The organism is Cereibacter sp. Soil_C_27 (assembly GCF_057657095.1).
In genome coordinates, this window is record NZ_JBDGJD010000001.1 from 951,654 (window position 1) to 972,657 (window position 21,004).

Sequence of the window (21,004 nt, forward strand, 5' to 3'; positions counted from 1 at the left end):
TAATCGCTTTTAAACCGATTGCACCATGAGAATTAGAATTGATCGAAGTCAAATCCGGCGGCGCGGGGATGCGCTAGGGTTTTCTAGCACGGGTAAACGATTACAGGAGACTAAAATGCGCCTTTTAATGACCGCCCTTGTCGCCAGCACGGCCTTGGCAGGCGCGGCTCAGGCCGATGCGCTGCGTGACACCGCCCGCGAGATCTTTGCGCCGCTGCCCTCGACGGTGCCCGCGGTGAAGGACAACCGGATCACGCCGGAGAAGATCGCGCTGGGCAAGGCGCTGTTCTTCGATCCGCGGCTCTCGGCGTCGGGGGTCTTTTCCTGCGCCTCGTGCCACAATCTCGCGACGGGCGGCGACGACAACATGGAGACCTCGGTCGGGCATGGCTGGCAGAAGGGGCCGCGCAACTCGCCCACCGTGCTGAACGCGGTGCTGAACGAGGCGCAGTTCTGGGACGGGCGGGCGGATGACCTGAAGGCGCAGGCCAAGGGGCCGGTACAGGCCGGGGTGGAGATGGCCAACACGCCGGGGCAGGTGGAAGCGACGCTGCGCTCGATGCCGCAATATGTGAGCTGGTTCTCGGAGGCCTTCCCTGAGGAGGCGGCGCCGGTGAACTTCGACAACATGGCGCGGGCGATCGAGGCCTTCGAGGCGACGCTGATCACCCCGGCGCCGTTCGACGCCTGGATGAACGGGGATGACGAGGCGCTGTCGGACGAGGCGAAGGCGGGGCTGGCGCTGTTCGTCGACAAGGGTTGTTCGAGCTGCCACTCGGGGGTGAACGTCGGCGGGCATGGCTATTACCCGTTCGGGCTGATCGAGAAGCCCGGGGCCGACATCCTGCCCGAGGGCGACAAGGGGCGCTTTGCCGTCACCGCGACGGTGGACGACGAATATGTGTTCCGCGCGGCGCCGCTGCGCAATGTCGGGCTGACGGCGCCCTATTTCCACTCGGGCAAGGTCTGGGATCTGGAGACCGCCGTGGCGATCATGGCGGAATCGCAGCTGGGCGAGGCGCTGCCGGAGGCGGAGGTGACGCAGCTGGTGGCGTTTCTGGAGAGCCTGACGGGGTCGGTGCCCCCGGTCTCGCTGCCCACGCTGCCGCCGGAGACGGCGGCGACGCCGCGACCTACGGTGGAGGTCGTGCAGTAGCGAGGGATCGGGAAGGGCGGTGGGGGCCGCCCTTCCTGCCTCAGCCGCGCAGGCGGTAGTAGAGGTTCATCGCATGGCTCGCCATGCGGTAGTATTTCGTCTTGTGGAAGGCGACGTAGCGCGGGCGGACGGTGCCGCCGAAGCCGGTGAAGAACACCCGGTTGCCCTTGGTCAGGAGCCCGTCGAAATCGAAGGTCAGGCCCATGGCGGCGGCGCGGCGGACGGCCTCCCAGATCAGCTGGCTGGTGGCGCCCTGATCGATGCCGCGGTCGCGCATCGACAGGAGATAGTAGCAGGTCGTGTTGTCCCAGACGCAGAAGATCGCCGCGGCGATGGTGCCGTCATCGGCGCGGGCAGCGAGGATGCGGCCGCGGTCGCGCGACACGGCGGCCGCGCAGACGCGGGCCATCTGCGCCTCGTCATAGTAGGAGTCGCGGCCGGTCGTCTCGAGATTGGCGAGGTAATAGGCGGCGAAGGCGGCGGGGGTCAGGCACTCCGCCACCTCGTAGCGCTCCTGCGCGCGGCGGATGATGTTGCGGGTCTTGTCGCGCATGTTGGACCAGATCGCCTCGGGGGCGTCGGGCGCGATCTCGAAGGTGAATTGCACCAGCGTCTGATAGCCGAGCTCGGAGAAGATCAGCACATCCTCGACGCCGCGGTGCATGCGCTGGTTGAAGGCGCCGACCGGCGGCAGGGCCTCGAGCAGTTCGCGGGTGATCTGCCCGACCTTCAGCGCCTTGTTGCAAGGCGCGCCATTGCCGGCATTGACCGCGGGCCCGAGGAAATGGGTGAGGTCGGGCATGGTGCAGGCGGTGCGGCGCAGGGGCTCCTGCAGCAGCAGATAGGGGAGGCGGCCGACCACCTTGCCGCCGGAGCTGACGGTGGTCTCGCTCCAGGCGCCCGGGGCTGCGGCGTCGAGCCACCACGATTCGTGGAAGATCGTCGGGTTGAGCGGGTCCGTGAGCGGCAGGGTCGCGACCTTGCCGACGGGCTTGCGCGAGGCCGGATCGGGTTTCGCGCCGCGACCGACCCGGACGGGTTCGGACGCCGACGATTGAATCTGTCTGAGCTCCATCGAATGCTTCCTGCAAATAAGGTCGTCGAGGTTTAAAGATTTCGAGCAGGACTAAAAAATTCTGAGCACTGGATAAGCAGACAACCATCTATCTGCGGCATAATAGCCCGAATCGAGGAAGGTAAAAGCGAATTGGCTCGGGCCGCCGCGCTTTGCATTTGACAGGTGAGCGATTGCCGCGGCGCGCAATTGCGGGTTGATCGCCGAGGGCTGAATCCTGGGCTGCTTGTCGGTTTCACGGGCAGAGTGGCGGGGCGCAGAGACGGGGACTCCCGAAGAGTCCCCGCCCCGGCGCCCTTCGAGCCGAGTCAGAGCACGGGCGGGCGGGCCGAGGGCCAGTCGGTCGCGCGGTGATACTGCTGGCCAAGGCGCAGGATCGCCCGGTCGGCGCCGCGCGGGCCGAGGATCTGCAGCCCCATCGGCAGGCCGTCGCGGAAGCCCGCGGGCACGGCGAGGGTGGGCAGGCCGGCAAGGCTGGCCGGGATCACCACCTCCATCCAGCGGTGGTAGGTGTCCATCGGCTTGCCGGCGATGCTTTCGGGGTAGCGCCAGTCCTTCGGGAAGGGCCAGACCTGTGCGGCGGGCAGCACCAGCGCGTCGAAGCGGGTGAAGAGATCGGCCAGCGTGGTGAACCATGCCGAGCGGATCACCGAGGCGCGGTGGACCTGCATCGCGTCGAAGCCGAGGCCGCGCTCGATTTCCCAGATCGCCTCGGGCTTCAGCAGGCGGCGCTTGGCCGGATCGTCGTAGAGCGCGGCGCGGGCGGCGGCGTTGGACCAACTGCGCAACGTGGTCCAGCTTTCCCAAAGCTCGGTGGCGGGGAAGGGCGGGGCCAGCGGTTCGACATGGTGGCCGAGGTCGGTGAGAGTCTTGAGCGCGGTCTCGCAGGTGTCGAGGATGCCCGGCTCCATCGGATAGGCGCCGCCCCAGTCGCCGAGCCAGCCGATGCGCAGCCCTTCGGGAGCGGCGTCGAGATCGGTGGCATAGGGCTGCCACGGGCGGGAATGGGGGTTGGCGGCATCGGGCTGGGCCAGGGTTTCCAGCAGCCGGGCGAGGTCTTCGACGCAGCGTGCCATCGGGCCGTCGGTGGCGAGCTGGTGCAGGAAGCTGTCGCCCACGGGATCGGAAGGCACGAGGCCGAAGCTGGGGCGAAAGCCGTAGACGTTGCAGAAGGCGGCGGGGTTGCGCAGGCTGCCCATGGCGTCGGAGCCATCGGCGACGGGCACGAGATGCCCGGCCAGCGCCGCCGCCGCCCCGCCGGAGGAGCCGCCCGCCGTCCGCTCAGGGGCATAGGGGTTGGCGGTGACGCCATGCACCGGGTTGAAGCTGTGCGAGCCGAGCCCGAATTCGGGCGTGTTGGTCTTGCCGATGAAGATCGCCCCTGCCGCGCGCATCCGGGCGGCGAGCATCTCGTCCGCCTCGGGGACGAGATCGGCGAAGATCGGCGAGCCGAAGCTGGAGCGGATGCCCCGCACGGCGACCAGATCCTTCACCGCCAGCGGTAGCCCGTGCAGCCAGCCGCCGGTGCTGTCGTCCGCAGCCTTCGCCTCGGCCAGCAGATCATCAGGGTCGCGCATCGCCACGATGGCGTTGAGCGCGGGGTTGAGGCGGGCGATGCGGGTGAGGAAGGCCTGCATGATCTCGGAGGGGGCGGCCTTGCGGGTGGCAACGAGGCGCGAGAGATCGGAGGCCGAGAGGCTGGTGAGGTCGGTCATGGGATTCCGTGAAAGCGGGCGGAGCCGGAGCGGCTCCGCCCGGGACTGCGGGGCAGGGTTACTTCTGGAGCTCTGTCCAGATCGCGGTGATGTATTCCTGCGCCTTGGGACCGCAGGCCGGCAGGAAGTGGCCCGCCGCCTTGAACTCCTCGGGGACGACCACCTCGGGGGCGGTCTTCATGTCGTCGGGCATGAAGGCCTCGGAGCCCGCGACGCCGTTGGAATAGCGCGCGAAGGCCGAGAGCATGGCCGCGTGTTCCGGCTCGAGGATGTAGTTGATGAAGGTATAGGCGTTCTCGACGTTCTGCGCATCCTTCAGCAGGGTGACCGAATCCATCCAGAGGATGTAGCCCTCCTTGGGATAGCCATAGGCGATGTCGGGATTCTTCAGCCGGGCGCGCAGGATGGCGCCGTTCCAGTAGACCGAGGCTGCGACATCGTTGGAGGCCATCTTGTCCTCCATGCCGTAATCCATGCTCATCCAGTTCGGCTTGGCCGCCATCAGCAGGTCGCGGGTCTTTTTCAGCACCTCGACATCCTCGGTGCAGGGCTCGCCGCCGGCATACATGGTGGCGAGGGCCACGACATCGTTCATCTCGGGGGTGACGTTGACCTTGCCCTTCAGCTCGTCCGGCACGTCGAGCCAGATGGCGGAGGTGTTGATATCGCCCTGATAGACGGTGGTGTTCACGCCGACGCCGGTCGTGCCCCACTGCCACGGCACCGAATAGGCGCGGCCCGGATCCCAGGCGACATCCATCCAGTCGGGGGCGATGTTCTTGTGGTTGGGGATCTTGGTCAGGTCGAGCTCGGTCAGCAGGCCCTTGTCGCGGAAGATGCCGACGTAGTTGGCCGAGGGCACCACGAGGTCGAAGCCCGCGCCGCCCGCCTCGATCTTGGCCAGCGCCGTGTCGTTGCTGTCGTAATCGGTGACGGTGACCTTGATGCCGGTGTCCTTCTCGAACTTGGCGAGAAGCTCGGGCGAGGTGTAGTTGCCCCAGTTGTAGAGGTTCAGCACGCCTTCGGCGCTGGCGAGCGAGCTGCTGGCCAGCAGCAGCGCGGTGGCGGTGATCAGTCGTTTCATCGGTCTCTCCATGTTGGTCTTGGCGCGGGTTCAGTCCCGCTTGCGGGTGAGCAGGAAGAAGGCGGTGAGCAGGAGCACCGTGAGGCCGAGCAGCGCCGTGGAGATGGCGTTGACCTCGGGCGTCACACCGCGGCGCAGCTGGCCGAGCATGTAGGTGGGCAGGGTGTCCTGCCCCGCCGATTTCACGAATTCGGTGATGACCACATCGTCGAGCGAGATGACGAAGGCGAGCATCGCGCCGGCGATGATGCCGGGGAGAACCAGCGGCAGGGTGACATGGCGGAAGGTCTGCCAGGGGTTGGCGTAGAGATCGGCGGCGGCGGTCTCGAGGCTGAGGTCCATGCCTTCGAGGCGGGCGCGGATCGGGAGATAGGCAAAGGGGATGCAGAAGGCGGAATGGGCGAGGATCAGGTAGCCGAGGCCGGTGTAGCCGGTGGCGACCTTGACGCTGGCGAAGACGATCAGCAGGGCCACGGCGGTGACGATTTCGGGGACCATCAGCGGCTGGTTGATCATCACGTAGATGAAGGTCTGCCCGGTGAAGGCGCCGCGCCTTGTGGTGCCGAGGGCGGCCATGGTGGCGGCGGTGGTGGCGATCAGCGAGGCGGAGACGGCGATGACCAGCGAGCGGATCGTGGCCTGCTGCACGGTGTCGTTGGCCCAGGCGACCTCGTACCAGCGGAAGGAGAAGCCGCCCCAGACCGAGATGGAATTGGCGCCGTTGAAGGAATAGGCAACGAGGGTGATGATCGGGGCATAGAGTGCCACGAAGGCCAGCGCGGCAATGGCGGTGAAGCCGGGGAGGGTGGTGGCGTCGAAGCCCTTACTGGCCATGCGCGCCGCCTTTCCCCGCAGCGCGGACATAGACGAGCAGCGCCGCCAGCACGATCAGCAGGAGCAGCATCGACAGCGAGGCGCCGAGCGGCCAGTTGCGGCCCTGACCGAACTGCAGCTCGATGAAATTGCCGATCATCATCTGCTTGCCGCCGCCGAGCACCCGCGGGGTGACATAGGCGCCGAGCGAGGGCACGAAGACGAGGATCGAGCCCGCGACGATGCCGGGCTTCACGATGGGCAGCACCACGCGGCGCAACACCTGCCAGCGGGTCGCGTAGAGGTCGTAGCCCGCCTCGAGCAGGCGCATGTCGAAGCGGTCGATGGCGGCGAAGAGCGGCAACACCATGAGCGGCAGGTAGACATAGGTCATGCCGATCAGCACGGCGGTGTCGGTGTAGAGGATCTGGATCGGGCTGGAGATGGCCCCCATCGCCAGCAGCACCGAGTTCAGGATGCCCTCGTTGCGGATCACCTCGTTGATGGCGAAGGTGCGGATCAGCAGGTTGGTCCAGAACGGGATGGTGATGAGGAAGAGCCAGAGCGCCCGGGCCTTGGGCGAGCGGGTGGCGATGAACCATGCGGTCGGGAAGCCGACGACGAAGGTGATGAGCGTGGTGAGCAGCGAGAGCCGCACCGAGCGCCAGAAGATCGTCAGATGCGCGTCGGCGAGGGCCATCGTCTCGGTGAAGATGTCGCGGGTGAAGAGGATGCCGACCCAGGCGTCGGTCGAGAAGTCCCAGACCACGCCGCCATACTGGCCGGGGGTGAGGAAGCTGTAGACCAGCACCACGAGCAGCGGGCCCGCCGCGGCGAGGGTCAGGACGACCAGCGCGGGGGCCGACAGCAGCCAGCCGTCGCGGATCCTGCGTCTCCTTGCGGTGTCTTCGCCTGCCGACATCGGTCAGTCCCCCAGCACTTGCGCGGCACCGGGAGCAAAGCGCAGCCCGACCTGCGTGCCCCGCTGCAGCCCCGCCTCGCCACTGGCGCTGCTTTGCAGGCGCGCCACGACCTCGGTGCCGTCGGGGAGGGCGAGGTGGCAATGGGTGTCGGTGCCGAAGTAGACGAGATCGGTGACGGTGGCGGGCAGGGCCTCGGGGTCGGTCAGCTGGACGAGGCGGACCTGTTCGGGGCGCACGGCGACCGTCACCGGGCCTGCGCTGCGCAGCGTCGCCGCCACGTCGATGCTGCCGCCCGAGGCCAGCGTGACGCGGCCATCCCGCAGCGTGCCGGGCAGGAAGTTGGTCTCGCCGATGAAGCTGGCGACGAAGCGGTTGGCCGGCCGGGTGTAGATGTCGCGCGGGCTGCCGATCTGCAGGATCTTGCCAGCGCTCATCACCCCGATCCGGTCGGACATGGTGAGCGCCTCTTCCTGATCGTGGGTCACGAAGATGAAGGTGATCCCGGTCTCGGTCTGCAGCCGCTTCAGCTCGGTCTGCATTTCCTTGCGCAGTTTCAGGTCGAGCGCCGAGAGCGGCTCGTCCAAGAGCAGCACCTTGGGCTGCGGCGCCAGCGCCCGGGCGAGGGCCACGCGCTGCTGCTGGCCGCCGGAGAGCTGGCTGGTCTTGCGCCCCGCCATCGCCTCGAGCCGGACGAGGGCCAGCATCCGGTCGGTGGTGGCGGCAACCTCGGCCTTGGGGCGGCCCTGCATCTGAAGCCCGAAGCCCACGTTCTGCGCCACGGTCAGGTGCGGGAAGAGCGCGTAGCTCTGAAAGACGGTGTTCACCGGGCGGCGGTTCGGCGGGTCGGTGGTGATGTCCTTGCCGTCGAGCAGGATGGCGCCGGAGGTCGGGGTCTCGAACCCGGCGATCAGCCGCAGGAGAGTGGTCTTGCCGCAGCCGGAGGGGCCGAGGAGGGTGAAGAACTCGCCCTTGCGGATCTGGACCGAGACGTCATCGAGTGCGCGGACGGCGACATCGCCCTGACCGAAGGCCTTGATTGCATTGCGAGCTTCGACGGCTATGGCTTCGGTCACTGATTTCCCCGCTGTCGTTTCGCCAAGGTTAAGCAGGCCCTCCGGCCTCTGGCAACCCTCACGCGGGTCTGAGAGGCAGGGGGGCGGGGCGGCGGTGGCTCCAGGGGGCAGCGCGCTCGATTTCTGCGCAGAGCGCGATCAGGAGTTCGTCCTCGCCGAAGCGGGTGGCCAGATGGATGCCGATGGGCAGACCGCCCGCCGACATGCCCAAGGGCAGCGAGGCGGCGGGCTGGCCCGAGGCGTTGAACACGGCGCAGAAGGGCGAATAGGCGAAGATGCCCTCGGGGCCGGTGCGGAAGGCGACGTAATCCTCGGTGTCATGCGAGAAGCGCCCGACCCGGGCGGGGGGCTCGGCGAGGGTGGCCGAGAGCAGGATGTCGGGGCCGCGCTGCGGATCGAAGAAGCGGGCCATCTGCCGCCCGAAGGCATGGATCTCGCCCACCGCCTCGAGGTAGCGCTCGCCCGAGATCTCGGCGGCGCGGGCCATGGCGCCGCGGCCCACGCCCTCCACCTCGCCGGGGGCGAGGTCGCGGCCCTTCAGCGCCTTGCGGATGCCGAGCGCCGTGCCGCAGGCGACGATGTCGGTCCAGGCGGCCATCATCGTCGCCACATCGGCATGGGGCCGCATCGGTTCGACCACATGGCCGAGGCTTTCGAGCAGCGCCCCGGTCTCGAGCACCGCGTCGCGCACCTCGGGATGGATCGGCGCGCCGCTGAAGGTGGTATCGCAAAGCGCCACGCGCAGCCGGGTCGGCGGGCGCGAGATGGCATCGGCATGGCTGCGGAGGAGCGGCGGGGCGCAGTAGGGCGCGCCGGGGTCGGCGCCGGCGCAGGCGTCGAGCATGGCGGCGGTGTCGCGCACCGAATGGGTGAGGAAGCCGTCGATCGCCATGCCGGCCCAGCCCTCGCCGGAGTAGGGGCCGTCGGGCAGGCGGGCGCGGGTCGGCTTGAAGCCGAAGAGGCCGCAGGAGGAGGCGGGGATGCGCACCGAGCCGCCGCCGTCGGAGCCATGCGCCATGGCGACGATGCCCGCGGCGACCGCGGCGCCCGATCCGCCGGAGGAGCCGCCGGAGGTGTGGTCGGGGTTCCACGGGTTGCGGGTCGGCCCGCCATAGACCGCCGCCTCGGTCGCGGCGCCGATGCCGCCCTCGGGCGAGGTGGTGCGGCCGAAGGTGACGACGCCGGTGGCGCGCATCCGCTCGAAGATCGCGGAATCCTGCGCATAGCGGGTGTTGGCCAGCAGCCGCGAGCCGTTGTGCGAGGGGAAATCCACCGCCTCGCAGCCGAGATCCTTCAGGAGGAAGGGCACGCCGGTGAAGGGGCCCGCGGGCAGGCCCGCGGCGATGGCGCGGCGGGCGACGTCTTCCTGCAGCAGGACGACGGCGTTCAGCATCGGGTTCAGCTCTTCCACCGATTGCAGGGCGGCGTCGAGCAATTCGTCGGGCGTCACGTCGCGCCGGGCGACGAGGGCGGCGAGATCGGTCGCATCCTCTGCGCCAAAAGTCCGAAACATGCGATTCCCTTCCGCCTTCCTGCCAGTCGAGCGGGCATGCTGCGGCGGGGGGCGGGGCAGGTCCACCCGGATTCGCCGCCCCATGTGCCTTTTACGACGCCTTTCGTCGCAGAAGCTGGCCGAAGGCGGGGCTTGACAGGCCGGAGCGTTAACCTAATGAGGACGTGCTTCGGTTCCGGCTGACCCCGGATGAAAAGGGAACGCGGTGCGGCCATCCGGCCCATCCCGCGGCTGCCCCCGCAACTGTGAGCGGCGAGCGACGGTCGACTGTGCCACTGGGATCTCCCCCGGGAAGGCCGACCCGAGCGAAGACCCGCGAGTCAGGAGACCTGCCGCAGCGATCACCCTTTCCGGGGCGCGGGGCGCGTTCCGGAGGCGGTCTTCCCGCTTCAGGTGACGAACCGCCGGCAAGGGCTGTCCCTCCGCCGGCACTGTCGCAAAGCTGCCCCGCCGCCTTTCCGGGCCGCGCGGGGAAAAAGGGAGTGAACCATGAAATACGCAGGCGTCTCGCTGCTGGCCCTGATCGCCGCCACCCCGCTGCCGGGTCTGGCGCAGGTGATCCAGCTGGAGGAGATAGTGGTGACGGCCGGTCTGGAAGAGACCGAGGCGAGCCGGACGGGGGCGAGCGTCAGCCTTCTGACCGAGGAAGATCTGCAGGCGAACGAAATCTCGCTGGCGGACAGCCTCGCGCGGCTGCCGGGCCTGTCCTTATCGCGCAATGGCGGGCTGGGGGCGACGAGCAAGCTGCGTATCCGTGGCCTCGGGTCGGAATATGCCGCGGTGCGCATCGACGGGCTGGACGTGGCCGACCCCTCCGCCACCCAGACGGCCTTCGACTTCGGCGGGCTGGCCACGGGCGGCCTGTCGCGCGTGGAGGTGCTGCGCGGGTCGCAATCGGCGCTCTACGGCTCCGAGGCCGTGGCGGGCGTGATCGACATTCGCAGCTTCCGCCCGACCGATCCGGGGGTAAGCGGTGCGGCCTCTGTCGAGACGGGGAGCAATGATACCTGGTCGGGCAACCTGTCGAGCGGGCTGCTGACCGACCGCGCGGAACTGGCTTTTACGGTGACGCGGACGATCACCGACGGCATTTCCTCGGCGGCCTCGGGCAGCGAGCGCGACAGTTTCGCCAGCACCTTCGCGACGCTCTACGGCGCCTTCGATCTGACGGACACGCTCCGCGTCGGTGCAAGCGCGCTGTCTGCCGACACGGTGCTCGACTTCGACGGCTTCGGCGCGATCGGGCCGGCAGATTCGTTCGACACGACCCGCGGCAGCCTGCGCGGCGGGAGGGTCTTTGCCGAGTTCAGCACGGGGGCGGTGGATCACAGCTTCTCGCTGTTCCAGACCACGACGAAGCGCGAGACGCCGGTGCAAGAGGTCTGGGACATCGGCTATTACGAGGGCACGCAGACCGGGATCGCCTATCTGGGCGGCGCCGATCTGACCGAGCAGATCCGGCTGGCCTTCGGTGCGGAGCGGACCAAGGAGGAGCTGATCGCCGGGGCGGGCATGCCGGGCAGCAACGAAACGGACGCGCTGTTCGGCGAGCTGCGCTATGCGGCGACGCCCGATGTGGACGTGTCGCTGGCGCTGCGGCATGACGAGCCAAGCGACTTCGACGGCAAAACCACGGGCCGGCTGGCGGCAGCCTGGCGGATTGCCGACGCGACCATCCTGCGCGGCGCAGCGGGGACCGGATTCCGGCTGCCCTCGACCTACGAACGCTTCGGCGGCTATGCATCGGAAGACCTGCAGCCGGAGACGAGCCGCAGCTACGAGCTGGGGGTAGAGCGGCTGTTCGGCGACGCCGGCAGTCTGGAGGTGACGCTGTTCGACACGACGATCACCGACCGGATCGGCTTCGACTTCGCCGAAACGAGCTGCGGGTCGGGCTTCGGCTGCTATGCGCAGGTCGATGGCGACACGCGCAGCCGCGGGGTGGAGCTGTCGGGGCGGATGACGATCGCCGAAGGCTGGGAGTTGTTCGGCAACTATACCTATACCGACGCCAAGACGACCGATCTGGGCGTCGAGACCCGGAGCGTACGGGTGCCGCGGCACGATCTGGTGCTGGGCGTGGACGGGCGGCTGGCCGACGGGCTGATCGGCTCGCTGACCGTGCAGCATGTGTCGGACGTGATGGACACCGCCGCGGTTTTCGGCAACCCGGACGAGCCGCTCGACGACTACACGCTGACGAATGCCTCGGTGACCTACGCGGTCTCCGACAGCGCGGATGCCTATCTGCGGGTCGAGAACCTGTTCGACGAGGAGTATCAGACGGTGAGGGGCTATGGACAACCGGGCCGGTCGATCTTTGCAGGGCTGCGTGCGCGGTTCTGACAGACGGGACGCGCGTCGCGTCGCCGGGGCGCTGTGCGTCGCGGTGGCGCTTGCGCTGGGTGCGGGCGGCGCGCGGGCCGGGGCGCCGGAAAGGGTCGTCTCGATCAATCTCTGCACCGATCAGCTGGCGATGATGCTGGCGGCGCCGGGGCAGCTGGTGTCGGTCTCGGCGCTGGCGGTGGAGCCGCAGTCGTCGTCGATGGTGGAGGAGGCGCGGGGCTTTCCGCAGAACTTCGGGCAGGCGGAGCAGGTGTTTCTGCTGCGGCCCGATCTGGTGCTGGCCGGCACCTTCACGGCGCGGGCGACGGTGGATCTGCTGCGCAGGCTGGGGGTGACGGTGGTGGAACTGCCGCCGGCCGACAGTCTCGACGACGTGGCCGCGCATCTGCGGCTGGTGGGCGCGGCGATGGGCCGGGAGGCGGAGGCCGAGCGGCTGGTGGCGCGCTACGAGGCCGATCTCGCGCGGTTGCGGGTGAGCGCCGAGCCTGCGCCTGCGGCGATGTATTACCCGAACGGCTATACCACGGGGGCGGGGACGCTGGCCGACGAGATCCTGCGCCATACCGGCTTTTCCAATGTCGCGGTGGCGGCGGGGCTCGCCGGGGGCGGCATCCTGCCGCTGGAACGGCTGGTGATGGCCGAGCCCGAGATGGTGGTGACCTCGCTGCCCTATCCCGGCGCGTCGCGGTCGGAGGAGATCCTCGTGCATCCGGCGTTGCAGGCGGTGCGGGAGCGGGCGGGGTCGGCCGAGGTGACCGACGCCGACTGGATCTGCGGCACGCCCCATGTCCTGCGCGCGGTGGCGGGGATGGGCGAGGCGCGGCGCGGACTGGATGCGGTGCAGCTGTCGCAGGCCGCGCCTTGAGCTATCGCGCGATTCTCGCGGCGCTGGGCGCGCTGGTGGCGCTGCTGTTCGCGGCGTCGCTGCTGGTCGGGCCTGCGGCGCTGGGGTTCACGGATTCCATCGTGGCGCTGCTGACCGGGCGTGGCGAGGCGGTGGTGCTGGTGATGCGAGAGATCCGCCTGCCGCGGGCGCTTCTGGGGTTGATGGTGGGCGCCGTGCTGGGGCTGTCGGGGGCGGCAATGCAGGGGTTCCTGCGCAATCCGCTGGCCGAGCCGGGGCTGATCGGCGTGTCCTCCTCGGCGGCGCTGGGGGCGGTGATCGCGCTGCAGACCGGGATCGCCGCCGCCTTCACGCTGGCCCTGCCGCTGGCGGCGCTGGCCGGGGCGGCGCTGTCGGTGCTGCTGATCCTCGGGCTGGCCGGGCCGCGGGGCGGGGCGCTGGCCCTGATCCTTGCCGGGATCGCCATTTCCGCGCTGGCGGGGGCCGGGGTGGCGCTGGTGTTGAACCTGTCGCCCAACCCCTTTGCCGCGATGGAAATCGTGTTCTGGATGATGGGCTCGCTCGCCGATCGGTCGATGGTGCATGTCGCGCTGGCCGCGCCCTTCATGCTGCTGGGCACGCTGATGCTGCTGACGCTGGGCCGGGGGCTTGATGCGCTGACGCTGGGCGAGGATGCCGCCGAGGCGATGGGGGTGCGGTTGGGGCGGCTGCGGCTGGTCTTGATCTTCGGCACGGCGCTGTCGGTGGGCGCGGCGGTTGCGGTGGCGGGGACAGTGGGCTTCGTCGGGCTGGTGGTGCCGCATGTGCTGCGGCCTCTGGTCGGGGCGCGGCCCTCGCGGCTCTTGCCCGCGGCGGCGCTTGGCGGGGCGGCGATGCTGCTGGCCGCCGATATTGCCGTGCGGGTGATCGCGCCGGACCGCGACCTGAAGCTGGGGGTGCTGACGGCGCTGGTCGGCTCGCCGTTCTTCTTGCACCTGATCTGGCGGATGCGGAGGCTCGAGGCATGAGCGTGCAGCTGACGGAGCTGACGGTGCGGCGCGGCGACTGCCCGGTGGTGGACCGGGTGACGCTGGCCGTGGGTCCGGGCGAGTTCGTCGGGCTGATCGGGCCGAACGGGGCGGGCAAGACCACGCTGTTGCGCGCGGCGCTGGGGTTTCTGCCGCATGAGGGGGAAAGCTCGCTGGCCCGGCTGACGCCACGCGAGCGGGCGCGGGCGGTGGCCTTCCTGCCGCAGGCGCGCGAGATCGCCTGGCCGGTGGATGTGGAGACGCTGGTGGCGCTGGGCCGGGTGCCGCATCTGGGCCGGGCGATGGGGGTCGAGGATCGCGCGGCGGTGGAGCGGGCATTGCAGCGGATGGGGCTGGAGGGCTACCGCGCGCGCGTTGCCACGGCGCTGTCGGGCGGCGAGCAGGCGCGGGTGCTGATCGCCCGGGCTCTGGCGCAGGAGACGCCGCTGCTTCTGGCCGACGAGCCGGTGGCGGGGCTGGACCCGGAGAGCCAGATCCGGGCGATGCAGGTGTTCCAGGATCTGGCGGCGGAGGGGCGGGCGGTGGTCGCCTCGATCCACGATCTGGGGCTGGCGGCGCGGCATTGCACACGGCTGGTGCTCTTGGCGCGCGGGCAGGTGGTGGCGGATGGCACCCCGGCGCAGGTGCTGACCGCGGAGAACATGGCGGCGGTCTTCGGCGTGCGGGTGTTCTATGCCGAGACGCCGGAGGGGCCGGTGGTCCAGCCGCTGGGGGTCACGCGGTGATCGAGGTAAGGCTGGAGCGGCCTTGGCTGATTGCGGAGCTGGCCCAGCCGATGCGGGTGCTGAGCTGGGCGCCGCATCGGGCGGGGTTCGTCACCACCGACCGGATCGTCTGGCGCGAGGTGCGCAATGCCGATCTGGTGCCGGGCTTCGATGCCGAGGCGTGGCTGGCCGAGGCCTTGGGCGCGGCGGGGCTGGGGCAGGCGGTGGCGATGATGACCTCGCGAGATGTGGGGACATGGCGGCTGGAGGTGGTCACGGTCGAGGGGTTGCGGGCGGCCTGTCTGGCGACGGTAGGGCTGTCCAATGCCGAGAGCGTCGGGCGGCGGCTGCCGTGGCATGCGGCGGAGTTCGGCACGATCAATCTGGCGGTGGCAGTCGAGGCGGAGCTGACCGAGGCGGCGCAGCTCGAGGCGCTGTCGATCGCGGTCGAGGCGCGGACGGCGGCGGTGATGGCGGCGGGCTGGGAGCTCGCCACGGGGACGGCGACCGGGACCGGGACGGATTGCGTGGCGCTGGCCTGCCTGCCGGGGGCGGGGCGCTATGCCGGCAAGCACACGGCGGCGGGCGAGGCGGTGGGGGCTGCGGTGCGCGGCGCGGTGGCGGCGGCGACAGCCGACTGGCTGCGCTGGCGCGCGGCGCAGGGCTGAGGCTCAGGCGGCGACGCCGGCCAGCACGCGGCGCAGCTCGCCGGCGATGCGGTCGGGGGTGACGGGCTTGGACACGTAGCCGTCGAGCCCGTGGGCGAGATAGGCGGTGCGCTGGTCTTCCAGCGCGTCGGCGGTCATCGCCACCACCGGCAGACGCCCGCGCGGGCCGGGCAGGGCGCGCAGCGCGTGGAAGGTCTCCACCCCGTCCATGCCGGGCATGTTCATGTCGAGGAGCAGGAGATCCACCGGATCGCTCTGCACGATCTGCAGCGCCTCGGGGCCGCTGCTGGCCTCGAGCGTCGCCACCCCCAGAAGATGCAGGTAGGCCTTGGCCACGAGGCGGTTGGTGGCGATGTCATCCACCACCAGAACGCGCAGGCCCGTCAGGCTGTCGGGGTCGGGTTGCGCAGGTTCGGGCAATTTAGGGGCGGCGGCGGGCAGCCGGGCTGCGGCGACGATCTCCTGCACGAGGGTCAGCACGAAGCGGGCGCCGGGCTGGCCGGGGGCGCTGGCGACGATGAGGTCGCCGCCCATCTGCCGGGCCAGCGCGCGGCTGATCGACAGGCCGAGCCCGTTGCCGGGCGGCGCCTTGGCGTCGTCGTCGATGTTGCGCACGAAGGGCTGGAAGATGGTCTCCCGCTGCTCGGGCGAGATGCCGGTGCCGGTGTCGCTGACCTCGATCCAGAGGAGCGGCGGGCCGTTGCTGCGCCATTCGTTGCGGGCGAGGATGTGGATGCTGCCGGTGGCGGTGTGTTTCAGCGCGTTGGACAGAAGGTTCGAGAGGCACTGCCTGAGCCGCTGCGGGTCGAGCCGGGCGCGGGCGGGCAGATCCTCGGCCAGATCGAGGGTGAGGGCGATGCCCGCCTCTTCGATGCTGGGGCGGAAGAGCTCGGCGCTGGCGCTGATCTGGTCGCGCGGCGAGACCGGCTGGGGGCGGATCGGCAGGCGGCCTTCCTGCACTGCCGACATGTCGAGGATGTCGTCGAGGATGGTGCTGAGACCCTCGGCCGAGGTGATGAGCACCGAGAGCCGGTCGCGGCTGAGCGGGTCCTGGGTGCGGCGCAGCTCGGCATGGCCCATGCCGAGGATGGCGTTGAGCGGGGTGCGCAGCTCGTGGCTCATCTGCGCGAGGAAACGGTCCTTCGCGGCATTGGCGGCCTGTGCTTCGGAGCGGCCCTGCACGGTTTCGCGGTGCAGCGTGTTGCTGACGAAGATCGCGCCGAGCGAATAGCCGATGGCGACCAGCGCGCAGGCGGTGCTGACGGCGAGTTCCGCATAGTCGCCGCGCCAGCTCCAGTAGAGCGTGTTGCTGCCGAGCGTGAGCAACGAGACGGCCGCTGCCCCGGCAAGCCCCACCGGCAAGTGGATGGCGCGGACGGTGGCGATGTGCAGCATGGCACAGACCACGAGGCCGACGGCGAAGGCCTTCAGGTTCTGGTCCTCCATGTGCCATGTCACGGCGGCTGGCACGGCGAAGGCGCCCTCGGTGACGAAGGCGGCCAGAAGGTAGAGCCAGTAGCGCCGGGGCCGCATCATCTGGTCGGCGGAGCGGCCGAGGAGGTGCTGGGCGGTCTCACCGAGACCCACGACGGCAATGGAGAGGGCGACCAGCCAGAGCGGCAGGAACGTGGCGAGGATGGCGAAGGCCAGCGCCATGGCGGCGAAGCGCACCGGACGCTCGCGGTTCAGAAGGTCGCTCTGCCGCGCCAGCTCGTCTCGCAGGGTGGCGGTGTCTCGCGGCGCTCGGGTCATCGGCGGCCTTGCATCTGGGGCGTGTGCCCCTTTCTACCGCAGGTTCAGCGTGCTGTGGGGGAAATCGTCACGTCCTGACGCAACTCTCCGCTCGCGCGGTCGAAGATCAGGATATGGTCGTCGGTGGTGACGATGGCATACCAGTCGCCGCCCTGCGTCACCGCCAGCGCCTGTTTGCCCTCGGGCAGGGTGATCTCGGCGGGCAGTGGCGGCAGGCTGCGCCGGGCCTGCGGCATGCGGGTGACAAGCAGCGCCACGACGACTATGACACCGACGATCATCGTGAACGTCAGCGTGATCACGAGACCCTTGAGAAACCTGAGGCTGGGCGGAAGCCCATCCGGTGCCGGAGCCTGATCCATGGCGACTTCCTTCAGCCCCGAGACGGGCATCCTGCTGGTGACGATCGGGGAGAACCCTCCCGATCGCCTTGATAAGGCGCTTGCCCGCGAGGTGCCAGAGGAAGCCGCGCTGTCGCGCTCGCGGCTGATGAAGCTGATCGCCGAGGGCGCCGTGGCGCTGGAGGGGGTGGCGGTGACCGACCCCAAGACCAAGGTGGCCGAGGGGCAGGTCTTTGCGGTGACGCTGGGCGAGGCGGTGGAGACCGACACGCTGGCCGAGGACATCCCGCTGAGCGTGGTCTGGGAGGATGACGATCTGATCGTCATCGACAAGCCGGTGGGCATGGTGGTGCATCCGGCGCCGGGCTCCTACACCGGCACGCTGGTGAACGCGCTCTTGCACCATTGCGGCGACACGCTGTCGGGCGTGGGCGGCGAGAAGCGGCCGGGGATCGTGCATCGGATCGACAAGGACACCTCGGGGCTCTTGGTCGTGGCGAAATCGGACCGGGCGCATCACGGGCTTGCGGCACAGTTCGAGGCGCATACGGTGACGCGGCACTACATCGCGCTGGTGCATGGCCGCCCCGACGCCGCCGACCCGCGGCTGCGCGGCATCAAGGGGGTGAGCTTCGAGAGCGCCGGAATCGTCAAGATCGCGACGCAGCTCGCCCGGCACAAGACCGACCGGCAGCGGCAGGCGGTGCTGTTCCACGGTGGGCGGCATGCGGTGACGCGGGTGCGCATTCTCGAAGACTTCGGCCAGCCGCCGGTGGCCTCGCTGGTGGAGTGCTGGCTGGAGACCGGGCGGACGCATCAGATCCGGGTGCATATGGCCCATGCCGGGCACGGACTGATCGGCGATCAGACCTATGGCGGCCGGCGCAAGGTGGCGGCGAAGGCGGCGGGTGTGGCCGCAGCGGAGGCGGCGCAGAGCTTTCCCCGGCAGGCGCTGCATGCAGCCTCCTTGGGATTCGAGCATCCGGTGACGGGGGAGGAGCTGATGTTCGAAGCGCCGCTGCCGCCCGATATGCAGGCCCTCTTGGATGTCTTGCGCGCGGCACAACCCCACTCTTAGTTACAATCGCGTGAGTTTCCGCAACATTGCTGGCTTGGCGACGGTTAAATGAACATCTGGCGTTAAACTGCCAGTGTTAGCGCAAAACCGCGTGGCACGAGCGGCAGAAACGAGGGTTTCCGCGGATCTTGTCGCAAGGAAGCCGTAAGGGGGTCATGAATGAGTACCTATGCAAATCTTCCCGCACCGAGTCCCGAACAGGGGCTGAACCGCTACATGCAGGAAATCCGCAAGTTTCCTCTGCTGGAGCCGGAAGAGGAATACATGCTGGCGAAACGCTGGGTGGACCATCAGGACACCGAGGCGGCGCATCGGATGGTGACCTCGCACCTGCGGCTCGCCGCCAAGATCGCCATGGGCTATCGCGGCTACGGGCTGCCGCAGGCCGAGGTGATCTCGGAGGCGAATGTCGGGCTGATGCAGGCGGTGAAACGCTTCGACCCTGAAAAAGGCTTCCGGCTGGCGACCTATGCGATGTGGTGGATCCGCGCCTCGATCCAGGAATACATCCTGCGGTCCTGGAGCCTCGTGAAGCTGGGGACGACCTCGGCGCAGAAGAAGCTGTTCTTCAACCTGCGCAAGGCCAAGGCCAAGGTCGGCGCGCTGGAGGAGGGCGATCTGCGGCCCGAGAATGTCGCGCGGATCGCCACCGACCTGAACGTGACCGAGACCGAGGTCATCGACATGAACCGGCGGCTGTCGGGCGGGGATGCCTCGCTCAACGCCACGGTGGGGTCGGACGGCGACGGCTCGACCCAGTGGCAGGACTGGCTCGAGGACGAGGACAGCGATCAGGCCAACGACTACGCCGAGAAGGACGAGCTTGAGGCGCGGCGCGAGCTGCTGGCGCAGGCGATGTCGGTGCTGAACGAGCGCGAGAAGGACATTCTGGTGCAGCGCCGTCTGGCCGAGCAGCCGGTGACGCTGGAGCAGCTGTCGGACGGCTATGGCGTCAGCCGGGAGCGCATCCGCCAGATCGAGGTGCGCGCCTTCGAGAAGCTGCAGAACAAGATGCGCGAGCTGGCGCGCGGCAAGGGCATGTCGATCCCGGCGTGACCTCGGCGCGCCGGTCCGAAGCCGCCCTCCGGGGCGGCTTTTTCATGGGTGACGCCGGCCGGGGCGCGGGGTAGCTTCGGCGCAAAATCAGGAGATCCGCATGACAGATCCGGTCCGCTGGGGCGTGCTCGGCGCCGCCAATTTCGCGCGTCACTTCATGGCCCCGGCCATCCACGAGGCGCTGGGCGCCGAACTCGTGGCGCTCGCCACCTCCGACCCGGCGAAGGCCGAACCGTTCCGCGCCTTCGCCCCGGGCCTGCGGCTGCACGACAGCTACGAGGCGCTGCTGGCCGATCCGGCGGTGGAGGCGGTCTATATCCCGCTGCCGAACCATCTGCATGTGGAATGGACGCTGAAGGCGCTGGCGGCGGGTAAGCATGTGCTGACCGAAAAGCCGATCGCGCTGCAGGCCGATGAGATCGACCGGATCATCGCGGCGCGCGACGCCTCGGGGCTGCTGGCGGCGGAGGCCTTCATGATCCTGCACCACCCGCAATGGCAGCGGGCGCGCGAGCTGGTGCGCGGGGGCGCCATCGGGCCGGTGCGCCATGTCGATGCGGTCTTCTCCTATGACAACCGCGACGGCACCAATATCCGCAACCGGCCCGAGACCGGCGGCGGCGGCATCCGCGATATCGGCGTCTATACCTATGGCTCGGTGCGCTATGTCACCGGGGCGGAGCCGGAGGCGCTGGAGGCGCGGCTGATCCGCGAGAATGGCGTCGACACCTTTGCGCAGGTGACGGGGGTGATGGCGGGCGAGGGGCAGCGCTTCACCTATTCGGCGCTGACCTCGATGCGGCTGTTCCCGCGGCAGGAGGTGGTGTTCCAGGGCGATCTGGGGCTGATCCGCCTGACCGCGCCGTTCAACGCTGCCGTGTTCGGCGAGGCGCAGGTGGAACTGCACCGCCCCGGGCTGAGCGTGACCGTGGAGCGTTTCCCCGCGGCGCGGCATTACAAGCTGCAGGTCGAGGCCTTCTGCCGCTCGGTCCGCGAGGGCGTCGCCTATCCGGTGCCGCTGGAGTTCAGCCGCGGCACGCAGGCGATGATCGACCGGATCTTCGCCGTGGCGACCGACATCAGCCTGTGAGGCGGCGGCGGGTCAGTGGCTTTCGGTCCCGGCCCGTATCCGCTCCATGCTGCCGTCGAGGTTCATCAGGAAGCCGCGCACCCTGAGGTCGGGGAAACGGCCATGGGCGGCCACCGTGAATTGCGACAGGACGGCGGCATGGGCCTCCATCTCCTTCTCCGGGGTGGCGATGGCCTCTTCGCCCAGGGCGAGCTTGGCCGCGCCGCAGTCGCGGTGGTCGATGACCAGGATCTCGTGCACCGAATGCAGCTTCACCGCCAGCCCGACGTGATCCCAGAACACCTGATGCCAGGCCTCGAACTGCGGATGCACCGCGCCGAGCGCCGCACCGGCGAGGATCACATGATCGTAGGAATTGCCGTACTGCATCTGGTGCAGCATGATCGCCAGATCGTCGATCAGCCGGTAATCCATGCAGGACAGAAGGATGGCGTCAGCATGGCCCCCGGCCTGCGCCGGGAGGGCCAGCGTGGCTCCCATCGCCGCAAGCCCCGCCAAGACCCCCCGCCGGTCCGGCCCCTTGTGGGGGCAGGTTGAAAGCTGACACATCGCACACCTCGCCTGAAGAGACCTCTCCTGCGTAAGGCGAAAGTTCCAAGAAACCCTTAACGGCGGCGGGCGGAACGGGCGCGGTGGCTGCCGCGGCTTCCGCAGGATGATCCTTGGGGGGCCGGCCGCCCGGCAGTCGCCGTTCCGCAAGGGTGGGGTGAAACCCCACCCTACGTTTTCGACCGTAGGCGACCGC

The 21,004-nt window shown here is 69.2% G+C and carries 19 protein-coding genes and 1 riboswitch; of the genes, 9 read left to right on the plus strand and 10 right to left on the minus strand.

Features of this window, described 5'->3' with window-relative positions; translation table 11 throughout:
- Positions 1-115: 115 nt before the first annotated feature.
- Positions 116-1,156 carry a cytochrome-c peroxidase gene (locus AC3A5Z_RS04755; protein ID WP_487518222.1) on the plus strand — a complete coding sequence of 347 codons (1,041 nt, stop codon included), beginning with the start codon at positions 116-118 and terminating at the stop codon, positions 1,154-1,156.
- A gap of 40 nt (positions 1,157-1,196) precedes the next feature.
- On the opposite strand, the gene AC3A5Z_RS04760 is transcribed toward AC3A5Z_RS04755, so the two are convergent.
- The 7 genes from AC3A5Z_RS04760 to AC3A5Z_RS04790 form a co-directional block, all read right to left on the minus strand.
- The gene (locus AC3A5Z_RS04760; RefSeq protein ID WP_487518223.1) at positions 1,197-2,231 is read right to left on the minus strand and encodes a GNAT family N-acetyltransferase; all 1,035 of its coding nucleotides are present in this window, start codon (positions 2,229-2,231) and stop codon (positions 1,197-1,199) included.
- Between the two features lie 308 nt (positions 2,232-2,539).
- Entirely contained in the window at positions 2,540-3,946 is a 1,407-nt protein-coding gene (locus tag AC3A5Z_RS04765; RefSeq protein WP_487518224.1) for an amidase, read from the minus strand.
- 58 nt (positions 3,947-4,004) lie between these two features.
- Positions 4,005-5,030: an extracellular solute-binding protein gene (locus AC3A5Z_RS04770; RefSeq protein ID WP_487518225.1), complete on the minus strand. Its 1,026-nt coding sequence runs from the start codon at positions 5,028-5,030 to the stop codon at positions 4,005-4,007.
- Between the two features lie 30 nt (positions 5,031-5,060).
- Positions 5,061-5,864, minus strand: coding sequence for an ABC transporter permease (locus AC3A5Z_RS04775; RefSeq protein ID WP_487518226.1), 804 nt, complete (start codon positions 5,862-5,864; stop codon positions 5,061-5,063).
- On the minus strand, positions 5,854-6,765 hold the full coding sequence (locus AC3A5Z_RS04780; RefSeq protein ID WP_487518227.1) for an ABC transporter permease: 912 nt from the start codon (positions 6,763-6,765) through the stop codon (positions 5,854-5,856). Before AC3A5Z_RS04780 ends, AC3A5Z_RS04775 begins: the two co-directional genes overlap by 11 nt.
- 3 nt (positions 6,766-6,768) lie before the next feature.
- A complete protein-coding gene (locus tag AC3A5Z_RS04785) occupies positions 6,769-7,839 on the minus strand; it encodes an ABC transporter ATP-binding protein (protein WP_487518228.1) in 1,071 nt (356 codons plus the stop codon).
- Between the two features lie 58 nt (positions 7,840-7,897).
- Positions 7,898-9,352 (minus strand): amidase, encoded by a 1,455-nt coding sequence (locus AC3A5Z_RS04790; RefSeq protein ID WP_487518229.1) that lies wholly within the window; start codon positions 9,350-9,352, stop codon positions 7,898-7,900.
- 153 nt (positions 9,353-9,505) lie between these two features.
- Positions 9,506-9,703: riboswitch (cobalamin riboswitch) on the plus strand.
- Between the two features lie 138 nt (positions 9,704-9,841).
- Between AC3A5Z_RS04790 and AC3A5Z_RS04795 the strand changes: the two genes are divergently transcribed.
- Genes AC3A5Z_RS04795 through AC3A5Z_RS04815 form a run of 5 tightly spaced genes read left to right on the plus strand, consistent with a single transcriptional unit; the run spans position 9,842 to position 14,942 of the window.
- Positions 9,842-11,698 carry a TonB-dependent receptor plug domain-containing protein gene (locus AC3A5Z_RS04795; RefSeq protein WP_487518230.1) on the plus strand — a complete coding sequence of 619 codons (1,857 nt, stop codon included), beginning with the start codon at positions 9,842-9,844 and terminating at the stop codon, positions 11,696-11,698.
- Entirely contained in the window at positions 11,649-12,563 is a 915-nt protein-coding gene (locus tag AC3A5Z_RS04800; RefSeq protein ID WP_487518231.1) for an ABC transporter substrate-binding protein, read from the plus strand. Before AC3A5Z_RS04795 ends, AC3A5Z_RS04800 begins: the two co-directional genes overlap by 50 nt.
- Positions 12,560-13,549, plus strand: a complete 990-nt coding sequence (locus AC3A5Z_RS04805; protein WP_487518232.1) for a FecCD family ABC transporter permease — start codon at positions 12,560-12,562, stop codon at positions 13,547-13,549. The genes AC3A5Z_RS04800 and AC3A5Z_RS04805 overlap by 4 nt, the downstream gene beginning before the upstream one ends.
- Complete coding sequence (locus AC3A5Z_RS04810) at positions 13,546-14,295, plus strand: ABC transporter ATP-binding protein (RefSeq protein WP_487518233.1); 750 nt, start codon at positions 13,546-13,548, stop codon at positions 14,293-14,295. The genes AC3A5Z_RS04805 and AC3A5Z_RS04810 overlap by 4 nt, the downstream gene beginning before the upstream one ends.
- On the plus strand, positions 14,292-14,942 hold the full coding sequence (locus AC3A5Z_RS04815; RefSeq protein ID WP_487518234.1) for an adenosylcobinamide amidohydrolase: 651 nt from the start codon (positions 14,292-14,294) through the stop codon (positions 14,940-14,942). The genes AC3A5Z_RS04810 and AC3A5Z_RS04815 overlap by 4 nt, the downstream gene beginning before the upstream one ends.
- A gap of 3 nt (positions 14,943-14,945) precedes the next feature.
- On the opposite strand, the gene AC3A5Z_RS04820 is transcribed toward AC3A5Z_RS04815, so the two are convergent.
- Together AC3A5Z_RS04820 and AC3A5Z_RS04825 are read right to left on the minus strand one after the other, a co-directional pair.
- Positions 14,946-16,694: an ATP-binding protein gene (locus AC3A5Z_RS04820; RefSeq protein ID WP_487518235.1), complete on the minus strand. Its 1,749-nt coding sequence runs from the start codon at positions 16,692-16,694 to the stop codon at positions 14,946-14,948.
- Between the two features lie 44 nt (positions 16,695-16,738).
- Positions 16,739-17,056 carry a DUF6476 family protein gene (locus AC3A5Z_RS04825; RefSeq protein ID WP_487518236.1) on the minus strand — a complete coding sequence of 106 codons (318 nt, stop codon included), beginning with the start codon at positions 17,054-17,056 and terminating at the stop codon, positions 16,739-16,741.
- Here AC3A5Z_RS04825 and AC3A5Z_RS04830 point away from each other — a divergent pair.
- From AC3A5Z_RS04830 to AC3A5Z_RS04840, 3 genes are all read left to right on the plus strand, one after another.
- The gene (locus AC3A5Z_RS04830) at positions 17,055-18,113 is read left to right on the plus strand and encodes an RluA family pseudouridine synthase (protein WP_487518237.1); all 1,059 of its coding nucleotides are present in this window, start codon (positions 17,055-17,057) and stop codon (positions 18,111-18,113) included. The two genes, AC3A5Z_RS04825 and AC3A5Z_RS04830, sit on opposite strands and share 2 nt — an antisense overlap.
- Positions 18,114-18,272: 159 nt before the next feature.
- The gene (gene rpoH / locus AC3A5Z_RS04835) at positions 18,273-19,169 is read left to right on the plus strand and encodes an RNA polymerase sigma factor RpoH (protein WP_136792678.1); all 897 of its coding nucleotides are present in this window, start codon (positions 18,273-18,275) and stop codon (positions 19,167-19,169) included.
- Between the two features lie 100 nt (positions 19,170-19,269).
- The gene (locus tag AC3A5Z_RS04840; protein WP_487518238.1) at positions 19,270-20,259 is read left to right on the plus strand and encodes a Gfo/Idh/MocA family protein; all 990 of its coding nucleotides are present in this window, start codon (positions 19,270-19,272) and stop codon (positions 20,257-20,259) included.
- Positions 20,260-20,271: 12 nt separating this feature from the next.
- Here AC3A5Z_RS04840 and AC3A5Z_RS04845 read toward each other — a convergent pair whose 3' ends face one another.
- Positions 20,272-20,808 (minus strand): carbonic anhydrase, encoded by a 537-nt coding sequence (locus AC3A5Z_RS04845; RefSeq protein WP_487518239.1) that lies wholly within the window; start codon positions 20,806-20,808, stop codon positions 20,272-20,274.
- Positions 20,809-21,004: the final 196 nt, after the last annotated feature.

What these genes read in the sequence shown, in the direction of transcription:
- AC3A5Z_RS04810 (WP_487518233.1), top strand. Translation starts at nt 13,546, where the DNA reads ATGAGCGTGCAGCTGACGGAGCTGACGGTGCGGCGCGGCGACTGCCCG.
- AC3A5Z_RS04830 (WP_487518237.1), top strand. Translation starts at nt 17,055, where the DNA reads ATGGCGACTTCCTTCAGCCCCGAGACGGGCATCCTGCTGGTGACGATC.
- rpoH (WP_136792678.1), top strand. Translation starts at nt 18,273, where the DNA reads ATGAGTACCTATGCAAATCTTCCCGCACCGAGTCCCGAACAGGGGCTG.
- AC3A5Z_RS04795 (WP_487518230.1), top strand. Translation starts at nt 9,842, where the DNA reads ATGAAATACGCAGGCGTCTCGCTGCTGGCCCTGATCGCCGCCACCCCG.
- AC3A5Z_RS04820 (WP_487518235.1), bottom strand. Translation starts at nt 16,694, where the DNA reads ATGACCCGAGCGCCGCGAGACACCGCCACCCTGCGAGACGAGCTGGCG.
- AC3A5Z_RS04760 (WP_487518223.1), bottom strand. Translation starts at nt 2,231, where the DNA reads ATGGAGCTCAGACAGATTCAATCGTCGGCGTCCGAACCCGTCCGGGTC.
- AC3A5Z_RS04755 (WP_487518222.1), top strand. Translation starts at nt 116, where the DNA reads ATGCGCCTTTTAATGACCGCCCTTGTCGCCAGCACGGCCTTGGCAGGC.
- AC3A5Z_RS04765 (WP_487518224.1), bottom strand. Translation starts at nt 3,946, where the DNA reads ATGACCGACCTCACCAGCCTCTCGGCCTCCGATCTCTCGCGCCTCGTT.
- AC3A5Z_RS04845 (WP_487518239.1), bottom strand. Translation starts at nt 20,808, where the DNA reads ATGTGTCAGCTTTCAACCTGCCCCCACAAGGGGCCGGACCGGCGGGGG.
- AC3A5Z_RS04775 (WP_487518226.1), bottom strand. Translation starts at nt 5,864, where the DNA reads ATGGCCAGTAAGGGCTTCGACGCCACCACCCTCCCCGGCTTCACCGCC.
- AC3A5Z_RS04840 (WP_487518238.1), top strand. Translation starts at nt 19,270, where the DNA reads ATGACAGATCCGGTCCGCTGGGGCGTGCTCGGCGCCGCCAATTTCGCG.
- AC3A5Z_RS04770 (WP_487518225.1), bottom strand. Translation starts at nt 5,030, where the DNA reads ATGAAACGACTGATCACCGCCACCGCGCTGCTGCTGGCCAGCAGCTCG.
- AC3A5Z_RS04800 (WP_487518231.1), top strand. Translation starts at nt 11,649, where the DNA reads ATGGACAACCGGGCCGGTCGATCTTTGCAGGGCTGCGTGCGCGGTTCT.
- AC3A5Z_RS04825 (WP_487518236.1), bottom strand. Translation starts at nt 17,056, where the DNA reads ATGGATCAGGCTCCGGCACCGGATGGGCTTCCGCCCAGCCTCAGGTTT.
- AC3A5Z_RS04790 (WP_487518229.1), bottom strand. Translation starts at nt 9,352, where the DNA reads ATGTTTCGGACTTTTGGCGCAGAGGATGCGACCGATCTCGCCGCCCTC.
- AC3A5Z_RS04780 (WP_487518227.1), bottom strand. Translation starts at nt 6,765, where the DNA reads ATGTCGGCAGGCGAAGACACCGCAAGGAGACGCAGGATCCGCGACGGC.